Here is a 14,145-nt window from a genome sequence, read left to right on the forward strand (position 1 = left end):
GCCGGCTATTTCAGATCGGGAAACTCCTTGAGCAGGCGCGTAACCGGAAGGCCGATGACGGTGTCCAGGTCGCCCTCGACGTGCTTAATGAGCTTGGCCCCATTGCCCTGGGCGGCATATGCGCCCGCCTTGTCGAACGATTCGCCGCACTTCAGGTACTCGGCCAGCTGCTCGTCGGTCTGCGGATGGAACGTGACGGCCGCGCGGTCCACGAACGTGCGGAAGCCAAGCGACACGTCCTCGGCGTTGGGCGCGGACACCAACCACACCGACACGCCGGTGAGCACCTCGTGCGTGTTGCCCTGCAGACGGCGCAGCATGCGCTTGGCGTCGGATATGCTTGCCGGCTTGCCGAAGATCTCGCCGTCGCACACCACCATGGTGTCGGCGCCGATGATGGCCGCCATGCCCGTGTAGCCCTCGCCGAGCACCTCCTGCACCACGGCGCCGGCCTTGCGCTCTGCCAGCTTCTTCACCGCCTCGGGCGGGTTGGCCTCAAGGTCGGGCTCCAGCGACTCGTCAACCTCGGACACGCGGATGGTGAAGTTCACGCCCTCGCGCTCGAGAAGCTCCTTGCGGCGCGGGCTGCCGCTGGCAAGGATCACGTCGACGGTCATCGGCTGCTCAGCGGCCTGCGCCTGCTCGGCTGCGGCCTGTTCGTTTTCCTGCGCCGCGTCTTGCGGCATGGGCTGTTCGCTCATTTCCTTCTCCTTGCTCTGAACGCGGCCATGGGCTCGAGCCTCACGCCGCGCTTGTTCGCACTGATCGCCAGGTTTCCCTGGATGTTGACAACGTATCCGCCATGCGGGGCGGCTTGCGGGGTGCCGGGCGCGTCCCATGCCGCCAGCACCGCGTCGATCGACGCCGTCTCCACGCGCGCATCGGGGCCCAACATGGCCTGCAGCACCCGCACGGCCGCGCGGCGCTGCAGCGGCACGGGCTGGATGCCCAACTCGGGGGCGAGCACGCCGCCCTCCTCGTAGGCCGGCGGACGGTCGGGCAGCGCCTCGGTCCACGCCATATGGCGTTTCACCAGGTCGGATGCCATTTCCTCAAGCATATCGTCCTCATCGGCGATCAGGTTCATGGTTCGCCCGAGCACCTCGAGCAGCTGTGGGCTGCGCTCCTTCACGTGCGGGATGACCTCGTGACGCACGTAAGCGCGGAACCGATCGGTATGCGCATTGGTAGCGTCCTCGCGCCACAGGCAGCCCTCGGCGTCGCATGTGCACGGCAGCCCCTCGCGCTCGCGCTGCCGCACGTAGCCGCGCAGGTCCTGGCGGCCGACATCGAGCAGCGGGCGGACAACGGGGCCGTTGGCGTATTTCATGGCGCGGAAGCCGCCCGGCCCGGTGCCCACCATGGAGCGCATGTAGAAGTTCTCCACGCGGTCGTCGGCGGTGTGGGCAGTGAAGATGCGGCCCTCGGACAGCGGCGCGGCCGCATGGCGGCACAGGCTTGCGAGCGCCTCGTTGGCAGCAAGGTAGCGCTCGCGGCGCGCGACCGCCTCCACGTTGCCGCCTTCGCGCTGCGCCTGACCGGCTACGTCGATCTGGCAGCTGAACAGGGGAATTCCCAAAAGCTCGGCCAGCTGCGCCGTGAACGCCTCGTCCTGATCGGCGGCGTCGGGGCGCAGCCGATGGTTCACATGCAGCATGGCGATGGGCCCGATGGCCCCTTCATCGGCTAGTTGCCGCGCAACGTACGCCAACGCCGTGGAGTCCGAGCCGCCCGACACCATGAGCAGCACTGGCGTCTCGGCGTTCGCCAGCCCGCGTTGCTCGATCGTACGCCGCGCCACGGCGAGCACGTCCTTGGGACGCGCTGCCGCATCGGCGCCGAGCCCGGCATCGCCCGCCGCGGCCGCCCCGTTCCCCGTTCGCTGTTGCTCTGCCATTTCCTTCCCTACCTATATATATGGTTGCCGCTACATGCGCTCGATGAGCGCGATGGTCTCGATATGGTCGGTGTGCGGGAACATGTCCACGGGCTGCACTGTTCGCACGCCGTAGCCGAACTGCTTGAGAAAGCCCAGGTCACGGACCTGCGTTTCCGGATTGCACGAGATGTAGACGATGCGCTCGGGCGCCAGCTGCACCGCGGCGCGCAGAAACTCCTCGGTGGAGCCGGCGCGCGGCGGGTCCATGAGCAGCACGAGCGGGCGGCCCTCCTCATCGGCGCCCGCACGTCCCGCCGCCGCGGCCTGCGCAGCCATGTCGCGCATGAACGCGCCGGCGTCGGCCACCGCGAAACGCGCGTTGTCCACGCCGTTGTGGCGCGCGTTCTGCCGCGCGTCGCGGATGGAGGACTCCACGCAGTCCACGCCCGTGACCTGCGCCGCGCCCATGGAGGCCGCCACCAGGCCGATGGTGCCCGTGCCGCAGTACGCGTCGATGGCGTGCTCGGCGCCGGTGAAGCCCGCCAGCTCGATGGCCTGGCGGTACAGCACCTCGGTCTGCACGCTGTTCACCTGGTAGAACGACTGCGATGAGATGCGGAAGCTCAAGCCGCACAGCTTGTCCAGGATGAAGCCGGGGCCGTAGAGCACCTGCTCGCGCTGGCCGAGCACCACGTTGGTCTGGCGTTCGTTGATGTTCTGCACCACCGTGGTGATGAACGGGCAGCGGCGCACCAGTTCGCGGCAGAAGCTTTTCGCGCCGGGGAACTGCTGGCCGTTGGTGACCAGCGTGACCAGCACCTCGCCGGTGGTGTGCCCCACGCGCACCACAGCGTGGCGCATGAAGCCGGTGCCGCGGTCCTCGTCGTAGGGCGGGATGCCGAATTTGAGCATAAGGCTGCGAACCGCGCGGATGACCTGCTTGGCCTGGGCGTTCTCGATCAGACATTCCCCCGTGTCGATGATGCGGTGCGTGCCGGCGGCGTACATGCCGCACAGGATGTCGCGCTGCGGGGAGACCGAACGGCTGGGACGCTTGCCGCCGCCGCGCTTGCCGGGCGCGGCCTTGCGCGGCGCGCCGGGGGCGAACGGGGACATCACCTTGTTGCGATAGGCGTACGGGTCCTGCATGCCCAGGATGGGACGCAGCGCATCGGGGGCCGCCACCCGGGAAAACAGCTGAGCCACGCGCTCGTCCTTCGCCGCAAGCTGCTGGTCGTAGGGCTGGTTGACGTGCTGGCAGGCGCCGCACTGGCGCGCAACCGGGCACTGCGGCAGGCCGCTTGCCGCCACGTTGCCCTCCTGCCTGCGCTCCTGCTGACGCCGAGAACCGGCCTGGGGCCGTGCCGCCTGCCGCGGGCGCTTCCCGCCCTGCCCGCCTGCGCGCTTCTGGCCGTTTTCCTTCATGAGCTCCCCTTGTCCGCTTGCATAAAACCGTAACTACCTAGTATACGCACATGCGCGGCCGGCGGGGCTGCGCCGCCGGCAACCTCAAGGCAGAATCCACGCCTGCCCGTAACGGGCCGTCAACGGACGCGGCACGGTTCGGCACACGTTCGCCCGCGCCGCCGCACGCCACGTCCGGAGCGCATATGATGGTGCGGACGACGGCTCGCCCAACGCATGCGCGCCGGGCTCGTATGCGCGACGGGCCCGGCGCGCATACGCCGGCGCCGGCCGCCGAAACCTTCGATACGCCCCGCGCGGGCATCGCTCGCGCTTTCCCGAAACGAGGTCCCATGCAACGACGATCCCTCGCCGCCGCCATCGGCATCGTCATCGTGACGCTTGCCTGCGTGTGCGGCCTGTACGTCCATTTCATCCAAGAGAAGGTGCATGACGAGAGCGCCGACCACCTGAAGGAGATATATTCCCAGGTCAACAACACGTTCTCTATGCTGGTGTCCGACAACTGGAACCACTTGAGCACCTGGAACACCATGTTCGAGGACTCCGCCGCCCACTCGCCCGACGGCGCCGTATCCGGCGACGACGCCGAGCAGGCGCGCAGGTTCATCGATGGCGAACAGGCCAAGTGGGGCTTCACCGACTTCTACTTCATCAACTCGCAGGGCGCCTACGCCACGCCCGACGGCGAACGCGGCACCCTGAACCTGGGCCAGCAGCTCGACCAGCTGAACGGCGGCAACAGCATCGTGGCGGACACCGTCCCCACCAGCGGCACGGGGCTCACGGTGTTCGCCACACCCGTGACGCCCGCCTCGTTCGACGGGTTCGAATACTCGGCCATCGCCATAAGCTACAACAACCACGACATGGAGGCGGCCCTTGACGTGAACGCCTTCGATGGGCAGTCCAGCTGCTTCGTCATCACACCGGCCGGCGACCTGCTGTTCTCCGCCACCGACCAGTACTCGCAATCATCCAACCTGCTCGACTGGCTCGACCAGATCGCCTCGTTCGGCGAAGACGGCGGCATCGACGCCATCCACTCCGACATCGACGCAGGTCAAAGCGGCACCACGCAGTTCTCCACCGCCAACAACCAGTACTACCTCACCTACATGCCCGTAGGGTTCCAGGACTGGGTGATGGTTGGCGTGGTCCCGAGCAACGTGGTCAACGCCAGCATGTCGGAGGTGCAGCTGCTCACCATCGCCATCGTGTCGGTGGTGCTGTTCGCGCTTGCCGCGCTCGTGGTGGTCATCCTGGTGCAGCACGGGCGCCGCGTGCTCGACCAGCAGGTCAGAGAGGTGAAATACCGCGAGCAGCTGTTCAGCGCGCTGTCAGGCAGCACCGACAACATCTTCGTCATGCTCAGCCCCGACGGCGGCGCGGTGGACTACGTCAGCCCGAACACGAAGCGCATCCTGGGCATCCCCGCCGCCGACATCGCCAAGGACGTGCGCAACATCGACCGCTCGCTGGAGCCGGGATCGGAAAGCTTGCTCGAATCCAACATGCACACGCTTCCCAGCAACGACCACCGCGACGGCGACAGCACGCGCCGCCATCAGGAAACCGGCGAGCTGCGCTGGTACCACGAGACGCTGTTCCGCGCGAAGGTGGGCGACACAGAGAAGCTGGTGTACGTGCTGTTCGACCGCACGAAGGAGACTGAAAGCCGCGAACGCCTGCAGCAGGCGCTGGCCATTGCCAAGCAGTCCAACCAGTCGAAAAGCACGTTTCTGGCGAAGATGTCCCACGACATCCGCACCCCCATCAACGCCATCATGGGCATGACGCAGATAGCGCGCGACAACGCCGGCGACTGGGAGAAGACCGACGAATGCCTTGCCACCATCCAGGCCTCGTCGCAGCACCTGCTCAGTCTGATCAACGACGTGCTCGACATGTCCAAGATCGAAAGCGGCGCCATCGAGCTGCAGGAGGAATGCTGCGACCTGGACACGCTGCTGCGCGACGTGGACGCCATCATGCGGCCGCAAACCGCCGCGAAGGGGCAGCTGCTCACGCTCGATGCAGTGAACGTGCAGCACCGCAGCTTCGCCGCCGACCAACTGCGCGTGCGCCAGATCCTGCTGAACCTGCTGTCGAACGCGGTGAAGTACACGCCCGACGGCGGCATGGTGGCGCTTCACGTGGAAGAGCACGAGCAGACCAGCCCGAATTTCGTGCGTCTGAGCTTCATCGTGCGCGACAACGGCATGGGCATGCCGCCCGAGTTCATCGACCACGTCTTCGCCCCGTTCGAGCGCGCCGAGGGCAGGCAGATGCAGGGCATCCAGGGCACCGGCCTGGGCATGACCATCACGAAAGCCCTGGTAGACGCCATGGGCGGCACCATCGACGTGGAGAGCAAGGAAGGCCACGGCACCACGTTCACCGTGAAGCTGAAGTTCAAGCTGGGCGAAGGCGAAGGGGCGAAGCCGTGCCCGTGCAAGGCCGCCGACAACGACCCCGGCAAGGGCAAGCGAACGGGCAAGGATGCCGAGCGCGACGACGCGAAGGACGATGCGGACGAGAAACGCCCCTCCTATACCGAGGTGTTCAAGGGCCGGCGCTACCTGGTGGCCGAGGACAACCAGATCAACCGCATCATCCTGGCCGAGATGCTCACCGAGCGCGGAGCGACCCTCGAGCAGGCGCAAAACGGCAAGGAGGCCGTGGAGCTGTTCGCCGAAAGCGAGCCGCAGCATTTCGATGCCGTGCTCATGGACGCCATGATGCCCGTGATGGACGGCTACGAGGCCACGCGCGCCATCCGCAAGCTGCCGCGCCCCGATGCGCAGACCATCCCCATCGTGGCTCTGACCGCCAACGCCTACGCCGACGACGTGAAGAAGGCGCTGGACTCGGGCATGAACGCGCACGTGGGCAAGCCGTTCAAGATCGCCGACCTGGCGAAGGCCATAGACGAGCTGCAGCGCGACGACGATCGTTAGCGAAGCAGGTCGCGCCGCGCGCCGCGGCGTGACCGTGCGGCGCTGCACACGCCCTGCGCATAACGCGAGGCTATAATCGAAAGCGAACCGCCTTAACCTATGTACCGCCGCACTGAAGGGAGACGCCATGCAATTCATCATCCGTTGGCTGGTCACCGCCGTCGCCGTAGGGGCCGCCGTATGGCTGGTCCCGGGCATCGCCGTGCTGGGCACCACCGAAAGCTGGATCGCCGTGGCCATCACCGGCCTGGCGCTGTCGCTTATCGACATGAGCATCAAGCCGCTGTTGCAGCTGCTCAGCCTGCCCATCACGTGCCTGACGTTCGGCATCTTCTACCTGGTGGTGAACACCGCCATGCTGTACCTGGCCGCATGGCTGAGCAACGGCATGTTCCACGTGGGGTTCTACATCTCCAGCTTCGGCAGCGCGTTCTTCGCGTCCATCGTCATCAGCATCGTGTCCGCGATCATGAACTCCGTCGTCGCCGACAACTAGGCGAAGAAGCAACCGGGTTAAAAATAACCGAGACAAAATCTCGTTAAGACTTCCATTTTCTCGTTTCGCGACGTATTATGTTACTAGTTTAGTAGCATATGAACATAGGAGGGGGTTCTCATGGATATGCTATCCGACGTCGCGCTGCTCTCGCGAATCCAGTTCGCGCTGACCGTGGCGTACCATTTCATCTTCGTCCCGTTATCCATCGGCCTGGGCCTGATCTTGGCCATCTTCGCCACCAAGTACCACCGAAGCCGTAGCGAGGCCGACGGCAACGCCATGCGCTTCTGGGTGCGCATCTTCACCGCCACCTTCGCCATCGGCGTGGCCACGGGCATCACCATGGAGTTCTCGTTCGGCACGAACTGGGCCGACTACTCGCGCTTCGTGGGCGACATCTTCGGCGCGCCGCTTGCCGCCGAGGCCCTGTTCGCGTTCTTCCTGGAATCGGTGTTCCTGGGCGTGCTGCTGTTCGGGCGCAACAAGGTATCCAGCCTGTTCTACACCGTGTCCGCGTGGCTGGTGTGGGCCGGTTCGTGCCTGAGCGCGCTGTGGATCCTCATCGCGAACTCGTGGATGCAGACGCCTGCCGGAGCCGAGCTGGCCGCCGACGGTTCGAAGGCCGTCATCACCGACTTCTTGGCCGCGGCGTTCAACCCGTCCACGCTGCCGCGCTACACCCACGTGGTGGTGGCGCTGCTGATCCTGGGCGCGTTCGCCTCCTTGGCCGTGGGCGCATGGTACCTGCTGCGCGGCAAGCACGCCGACTTCGCCATGAAGACCATCCGCGTTGGCGCCGTCGTGGGCATCGTGGCCTCGTGCGCCCTGATCGTCACCGCGCACTCCTCCGCCGTGGAGGTGTCGCAGGAGCAGCCCACCAAGCTTGCCATGATGGAGGGCATGTACGACGACGAGGTCCCGCCGCTGTACGCCTTCGGCTGGGTCGATGAGGAGAACCAGCAGGTCATCACCCCGTTCTCCATCCCCGGCGGCACCAGCTTCCTGGCAACGGGCACGTGGGATGCGCAGTACCAAGGCCTGAACTCGCTCGCACAGACCGAGAAGTACGGCGACATGGACGTGGCCGACATGCCCGTGAACCTGGTGTTCCAGTCGTACCACCTTATGGTGGCCATGTACGGCCTGATCATGATCACGGCCATCCTTGCCGTGGTGTTCTCCCTGCGCGGCGGCCGCATCCGCTCCATGCGCTGGCTGCAGAAGCTGCTGCTGGTCAGCCCCCTGTTCCCGTTCATCGCCATCCAGGTTGGCTGGATCACCGCCGAAGTGGGTCGCCAGCCCTGGGTCGTCTACCCTTCCACGTCCGGTCCCGACGGCGTGAGCCTGCTGACGAACAACGCCATCTCGCAGTCGGTGTCCGCACCTGAGCTGCTGCTGACCTTGGCCCTGTTCGCAGCCGTGTACGTGTTCCTGTTCATCGGATGGGCGCGCGTGATTTCGCGCTTCATCGAGCGCGGCCCCGTCGGCGATGCCGCCCCCGCGGCCAACGCCGCCGATAACGACGCCGTCAAGGAAGGGGAATAGCCATGAGCGCGCTTGCAGTCCTTTGGTTCTTTCTGATTTTCGTGCTGATCGCCGGGTACTTCGTGCTCGACGGGTTCGACCTGGGCGTGGGCGTCCTGTACCGCGCGCTGGCGAAAGACGAGCGCGAGCGGGCGCTCGTGCGCCGCAGCATCGGCCCGGTTTGGGACGGCAACGAGGTGTGGCTGCTCACCGCCGGCGGCGCGCTGTTCGCGGCGTTCCCCGCGGCGTACGCCACCACGTTCTCGGGTTTCTACCTAGCCGTTATGCTGGTGCTGTTCGGCCTGATCGTCCGCGCGGTATCGCTTGAGTTCCGCGCCCACGACCCGCAATGGGCGCGCGCCTGGGACGTCTGCTTCACCGTGGGCTCGTTCCTGCCGGCGCTGCTGCTGGGCGTGGCGCTGGGCAACGTGATCGCAGGCATCCCCATGGCTGCCAACGGCGATTACGCGGGCGTGCCGCTTCTGGGCCTGCTGTCGCCGTTTACCCTGGTCGCCGGCCTGCTTGGTCTGGCCATGTGCCTTTCGGCAGGTGCGGCATGGGTGGCGCTGAAGGCGCCCGCCGGCTCCGCCGTGCATGAGCGCGCCGCGAAGCTGCGCGTGCCCTGCCAGATCGCGGCCTTGGCGCTGTTCGCCGTTGCGACGGTCCTGGCGTTCGCCGTGGTGAAGCCCGTGTTCGCGCCGGGCATGCTCGCAGCCGGCGTGGTCATCGCCCTGGTGTTCCTTGCGTGCGTCGTCGCGTCGATCGCGCTGGGCCGCAAGGGCAACGACCTGGTGGCGTTCCTTCTGCAGTCGGTGGCGGCAGCTGGACTGGTAGCGCTTGCCGCGGTCACGCTGTTCCCCAACCTGGTAGTTGCCGCCCCGGGCAGCGTGGGGGCATCCATCACGCTGATGAGCGCGGCGTCCTCCGATACCTCGCTGGCGTGGATGACCGGCATCGCCTGCGTGGGCGTGCCGCTGGTGCTGGCGTACCACGTGATCGCGTACCGCGTCTTCCGCGGACGCCTGGACGACAAGGATGTGAACTACTAGATGGACGCGCGGGGTTACATGAAATGGCTGAGCATCCTGTGCCTGGTCATGGCGCTGTTCGGCACGGCAATCATGCTTGTCGGGTACAAGGCGCCCACCATCGGCCTGGTGGCAACGGTAGCAGCGCTCATCATAGCCGCGGCCGCGCTGGCATGGAAGGCCCAGGGGCGCTAACGCCGCCGGCCTGACGCCGGAAGCGCGAAACCGAGTCAGCCAGCCGAAAGCCAGACAACCGATCCGCTAACTTCTCGCAGGGGGGCGATGGGAAGCGATTCCCATCGCCCCTTTCGCGTGCCCGGGTTTTGTGAGGTTCCGCTGCACGGCTTATGCCGGTCGCGTGGATTCCCCGGCAAACTTTTGAAATGCCGGATAAGCGTCCTAGTATGAAACCCTACACAAACGGTACCTATTCCCAAAAACAGGCAAGGGGTTGTTCCACGCATCATGAAATCGAATAACGACGCCGCAAGCGTCAAGTGTTGTGCGCGCAAAATCTGGGCACACTTCAAGGAATTCGTCGCTTCAGTCAAAGGCGATTTGAGGGAAACGCACGACGAGATGTTCAAGGGCGCCGACACCCCCAAGCAGCGCCTGCAGCGCTCCGTGAGGCACGGATTGCTGCTGCTGGCACAGTTATGCCTGATCATGGGCGTATACGCCGCCGGCTGCGCGCTGGCCTCCGTGCTGCCCATCACGCTTCCCGGCAACATCCTGGGCATGGTGCTGCTACTCGTGCTGCTGGGCACGCACATCCTGAAGACGAAATACATCAGCGAGGCATGCGATTACCTTATCGACAACATGTCCGTGTTCTTCATACCCGCCGGCGTGGCCATCATGGGCTGTTTCTCCATGCTGCAGGCCGCAGCGGCGAAGTTCGCGTTCGTCTGCATCGCCACAACCGTCATCGTGTTCCTGGCCACTTCCTACACGGTGCTGTTCGTGTCCTGGGTTATGGCGAAGATGGGCAAGGACACCGCACTGGCCCCCGCCGTTGAAGCAGAGAATGCGGCAAAGTCCCAGGTCAAAAACGCCGATTCCGGCAATACGCATGGCGAAGGCGCCGACAAGCACCATCCGCATACACCCGCAACCGGCGTCATCTCCCCCGTTGCCGGCAAGGAGGCCTAACCCATGTTGAACCTTATCGCAACCCTGGCGGCGGGCACCGTCGTCTCCTTCATCGTGTTCAAGCTGGCGGTGGCGCTGTACAAGAAGGTGCGCTCCCCGTTGCTCAACCCGCTGCTGGTGACGGTGGCGTTCATCATCGCGCTCCTATGCGTCTTCCACATCCCGCTGGATTCCTACGAGTCGAGCGTGCAGCTCATCTCGTTTCTGCTGGGGCCGGCAACGGTCGCCCTGGCGTACTCGGTGTACCGCCAGCGCCAGATCCTCAAGCAGCACTTCATCCCCATCTTCTGCGGCTGCCTGGTAGGCTCGGTCGTGTCGATGATCAGCGCATACACGCTCTGCGAGCTGCTCGGCCTGGGCGACGAGATGGCCACGTCGTTCATTCCCAAGTCCGTGACCACCCCCATCGCCATCGCCGTGTCGGAGCAGCTGGGCGGCATCACGTCCATCACCGTGGCGGCCGTCATCATCACCGGCATCCTCGGCGCTATCTTCGCACCGCTCATGTCGAAGATCTTCCGCGTAAACAACCGCATCGCCAAGGGCGTGGCCATCGGCACGTGCAGCCACGCGGTGGGCACCACGAAGGCGCTTGAGATGGGCGAGCTGGAAGGCGCCATGTCCGGCGTCAGCATCGCCGTATCGGGCCTGCTCACCACCGCCATCGTGATTATCGCCAGCTGCTTTGTGTAGCCACTTTCCCGGCGCACTAGCTTCGCGGCGCTCTCCCGCCACACCGACGCGAAAGCTAGGGCAACGGCCTCGATTCCCGCCTCAGCCCCCGCAAAACCCGCCGAAAACCGCGAAGGGCCCTGCGGCTTCCCTGATTCGCTTCCAACCACGGCGCCAGCCTTCCGGCTACGCCGTGCGATTTGAAATCGAGGGGAGCCGCAGGGCCCTTCCCTATTCGCAATCGCCCGCCTGCCGGACATCGACAGGCGGGCGATTCCATTACAGCGCCAAGCGGTAAATCTCGGCGGCGTCCTCCATGGTCAGCTTCTTGAAGCTGCCGAACGGCTCGCCCTTGTTCTCACGCAGGGTGGGGATCATTTCGGCGATAGCGTCCTCGATGTTGTCCTCGTCAAGGCCGAGCTCGCCCAGGCTGATGGGCATACCCAGGCTGGCAAAGAACATGCGCGTCTCGTCGATGGCCGACAGCGCGTCGGATTCGATGTCGCCCGTGGGCGCCAGGCCGAACACCTCATAGCCGTACTGCGCGAAGCGCGCCGGGTTGGCGTCGTAAACGTATTCCATCCATGCCGGGAACAGGCAGGCCAGGCCGGCGCCGTGCGTGACGGTGGTGTCGTAGGCGGACAGCTCGTGCTCAAGGCCGTGCGTCGCCCAGTCCTCGTGACGGCCCATGCCCAAAAGCCCCTGATGGCACAGCATGCCGGCCCACATGATGTTCGCGCGGGCATCGTAGTTCTCGGGCTCGGCCAACACGCGCGGGGCCTCGGCGCGGATGGTGCGCATGACGGACAGGTTCATGCCGTCGGTGACGGGCACGGCTCCCACATCGTCGAAGAAGCGCTCGAGCAGGTGGCAGTACATGTCGGTGATGCCGGCTGCCGTCTGGAACGGCGGCAGCGTGAACGTGAGCTCAGGGTTCATGAACGCCAGCTTCGGGCGCTGGTAGTTGCTGGCGTAGCCGGTTTTCATGCCCAGCTCGTCGTTGCTGATGACGGTGTTCTTCGAAGCCTCGCTGCCGGCGGCCGGGATGGTGAGCACCACGGCGATGGGCAGCACCTCGGTGTTCAGGTGCTTCTTGGTGATGAGCTCCCACACGTCGTAATCGATGCAGGCGCCGTTGGCGATGGCCTTCGAGGAGTCGACCACCGAACCGCCGCCCACGGCAAGCACCCAGTCCACGCCGTTTTCTTTGCACAGCGCAACGCCCTCGCGCACCAGGCCGATCTCGGGGTTGGGGCGCACGCCGCCCAGCTTCACGTACTCGATGCCCGCCTGCTCGAGCGATGCGCACACGCGATCGATAAGGCCCGACTTGATGGCGCTCTGCCCGCCGTAGTGCAGCAGCACCTTATGCGCGCCGCGCTCAGCCAGCATGGGGCCGACCTTGCTTTCGGCGTTATGACCGAACACGAAATGCGTAGGGGAAACGAACTCGAAGTCTTCCATGGGAACCGCCTTCCTTGGTTTCGGGACGACGCGCCGCCCACCCTCGCCCGCAAGCAGCACGATGCGCTCAGTATAACGCGTACGGCTCGTGTTTCTTGCAAGCGCACAAGGAGAAAAGAATAAAGCCGGGCAGGAAGGACCCGGCTTTCGAAAGGAATCCCGACAGGCAATGTGCGGGATCTTGGCATCCCACGTTCCGCTTGGCAACGAAACCTGCAAACCCGAGACAGTCGATTTGGCGAAGATAGTCGTTTGAGTTTTGCAATTTGTCTTCTGTCGGACGAGTAGTATTCTTGCACGATGATTCATTTCTCGCAACTTTCAAGGATGCCTGTTAACGTGGATGAAACAGTCGATTTTCGCTGTCTGACCTCGCGTTATAGCCACACGCCTGACATTTCTCGCATTTTATAGAATTGCATAATAATCTACGATTTATGCATATTCTGTTCACCAAATCCCGCAATCGATAGGCGCTGTGAATGATACGAAGCAACAAAAAAGGCGCCGCCGATTCGCATCGGAGCGCCTTCTCAGCATGGTTTTGCGTTTGTTGAATCCGGGCGAACCTCCCGCAAAAAGCGGCACCCCGCCTTCGCCGCGAAGCTACGCGTTCGCCAGCGGGCTGGGAACGGTGTATACGCGGGCCGCGTTCTCCTGGTCCAGGTCGTAGAGCGCCTTGGCATCGCTGCCGAACAGCCTCATGCGCGACACCTGCTTCTCGGCATTGTCCTCTTCCTCCTGCTGCTCCTCGATAAACCAATCCAGGAACTTCATGGTGCGGTAGTCCTTCGCCTCAAGGGCGGCGGTGTAGATGTCGTTGATGGTGCTGGTGATGTACTTCTCATGCTCCAGCGCGGCCTCCAGCGGCCCAAGATGGTTGCTGAAGGTCTTGTCGGGCTGGTCGATGGCCTGCAGCTTCACCTTGCAGCCGTTCTCATGCAGGTACTTGCGGAAGATCAGCGCATGGTCGCGCTCCTCCTGCGTTTGGATCTCGTACCAATGGGCGAAACCCTCCAGGCCCTCTTCCTCGTAATAGTCGGCAAACGACAGGTACAGGTACGCCGAGTACAGCTCCTTGCGAATCTGATCGTTGATCAGCTCGTACACCTTTGCATCCATGGCATCCTCCTTCAGGACACGCGCCCGAACCCACCGCCGGGCTTCCCTTACCGTTTCATACTACCCCAGACGCCTCGGGGACGTAGCACCAGGCGTCCGGATTCCCCAAAGCAGCCACTTCAAGACGTCCCAAAGTCAATCCAACGCTTCAGCCGAAACCCCAAGTGTCGGGACCCGAAGCCGCCGCGCAAATCGCCCCCGAACGCAGGAAGGCCGCCGCCCGGGGATTGGGCGGCGGCCTGGGGAAGGGAGGGCGGCGGCTCGGGTGGCCGCCGCTCCAAGGGAAGGGGCCCGCCCCGGGCGCCCGCCCCGAACGGGGACGGGGCTCGGGCGGGAAGGGCACCCCGCTCCCCGCGGCAGGCGCGGGGCCGGGCGCCCCGCCCCGCGGGCGGCTAGAGCGTCCAGGCGACCGTCATGGTC

At 65.0% G+C, this 14,145-nt stretch carries 12 protein-coding genes; 7 read left to right on the top strand and 5 right to left on the bottom strand.

Features of this window, described 5'->3' with window-relative positions; genetic code table 11:
- Nucleotides 1–5: 5 nt before the first annotated feature.
- From Q0D52_RS07020 to rlmD, 3 genes are read right to left on the bottom strand one after another with little or no spacing between them, the layout of a single operon-like run.
- Nucleotides 6–701 (bottom strand): nucleoside triphosphate pyrophosphatase, encoded by a 696-nt coding sequence (locus Q0D52_RS07020; protein ID WP_294361793.1) that lies wholly within the window; start codon nucleotides 699–701, stop codon nucleotides 6–8.
- Nucleotides 698–1,897: a tRNA lysidine(34) synthetase TilS gene (gene tilS / locus Q0D52_RS07025; protein ID WP_294381293.1), complete on the bottom strand. Its 1,200-nt coding sequence runs from the start codon at nucleotides 1,895–1,897 to the stop codon at nucleotides 698–700. The genes Q0D52_RS07020 and tilS overlap by 4 nt, the downstream gene beginning before the upstream one ends.
- Before the next feature lie 30 nt (nucleotides 1,898–1,927).
- Nucleotides 1,928–3,304 carry a 23S rRNA (uracil(1939)-C(5))-methyltransferase RlmD gene (gene rlmD, locus Q0D52_RS07030; RefSeq protein WP_294381296.1) on the bottom strand — a complete coding sequence of 459 codons (1,377 nt, stop codon included), beginning with the start codon at nucleotides 3,302–3,304 and terminating at the stop codon, nucleotides 1,928–1,930.
- A 332-nt stretch (nucleotides 3,305–3,636) separates the two neighbouring features.
- On the opposite strand from rlmD, the gene Q0D52_RS07035 reads away from it, so the two are divergent.
- The 7 genes from Q0D52_RS07035 (at nucleotide 3,637) to Q0D52_RS07065 (ending at nucleotide 11,160) form a co-directional block, all read left to right on the top strand.
- A complete protein-coding gene (locus Q0D52_RS07035; RefSeq protein WP_294381298.1) occupies nucleotides 3,637–6,264 on the top strand; it encodes an ATP-binding protein in 2,628 nt (875 codons plus the stop codon).
- Between the two features lie 127 nt (nucleotides 6,265–6,391).
- On the top strand, nucleotides 6,392–6,760 hold the full coding sequence (locus tag Q0D52_RS07040) for a phage holin family protein (RefSeq protein WP_294381300.1): 369 nt from the start codon (nucleotides 6,392–6,394) through the stop codon (nucleotides 6,758–6,760).
- 120 nt (nucleotides 6,761–6,880) lie between these two features.
- Nucleotides 6,881–8,308 (top strand): cytochrome ubiquinol oxidase subunit I, encoded by a 1,428-nt coding sequence (locus Q0D52_RS07045; RefSeq protein ID WP_294381302.1) that lies wholly within the window; start codon nucleotides 6,881–6,883, stop codon nucleotides 8,306–8,308.
- A gap of 2 nt (nucleotides 8,309–8,310) precedes the next feature.
- Nucleotides 8,311–9,336: a cytochrome d ubiquinol oxidase subunit II gene (cydB, locus tag Q0D52_RS07050; RefSeq protein ID WP_294381304.1), complete on the top strand. Its 1,026-nt coding sequence runs from the start codon at nucleotides 8,311–8,313 to the stop codon at nucleotides 9,334–9,336.
- A complete protein-coding gene (locus Q0D52_RS07055) occupies nucleotides 9,337–9,510 on the top strand; it encodes a hypothetical protein (RefSeq protein ID WP_294381306.1) in 174 nt (57 codons plus the stop codon). It abuts the gene before it with no gap.
- Nucleotides 9,511–9,780: 270 nt separating this feature from the next.
- Nucleotides 9,781–10,467 (top strand): CidA/LrgA family protein, encoded by a 687-nt coding sequence (locus Q0D52_RS07060; protein ID WP_294381309.1) that lies wholly within the window; start codon nucleotides 9,781–9,783, stop codon nucleotides 10,465–10,467.
- Between the two features lie 3 nt (nucleotides 10,468–10,470).
- A complete protein-coding gene (locus Q0D52_RS07065) occupies nucleotides 10,471–11,160 on the top strand; it encodes an LrgB family protein (RefSeq protein ID WP_294381310.1) in 690 nt (229 codons plus the stop codon).
- A gap of 258 nt (nucleotides 11,161–11,418) precedes the next feature.
- Here Q0D52_RS07065 and Q0D52_RS07070 read toward each other — a convergent pair whose 3' ends face one another.
- The gene (locus Q0D52_RS07070) at nucleotides 11,419–12,603 is read right to left on the bottom strand and encodes an iron-containing alcohol dehydrogenase (protein ID WP_294361803.1); all 1,185 of its coding nucleotides are present in this window, start codon (nucleotides 12,601–12,603) and stop codon (nucleotides 11,419–11,421) included.
- Between the two features lie 606 nt (nucleotides 12,604–13,209).
- Entirely contained in the window at nucleotides 13,210–13,725 is a 516-nt protein-coding gene (locus Q0D52_RS07075; RefSeq protein ID WP_294381313.1) for a ferritin, read from the bottom strand.
- Between the last annotated feature and the right edge of the window lie 420 nt (nucleotides 13,726–14,145).

It is taken from the genome of uncultured Senegalimassilia sp. (assembly GCF_934630535.1).
Classification (GTDB): Bacteria; Actinomycetota; Coriobacteriia; order Coriobacteriales; family Eggerthellaceae; genus Senegalimassilia.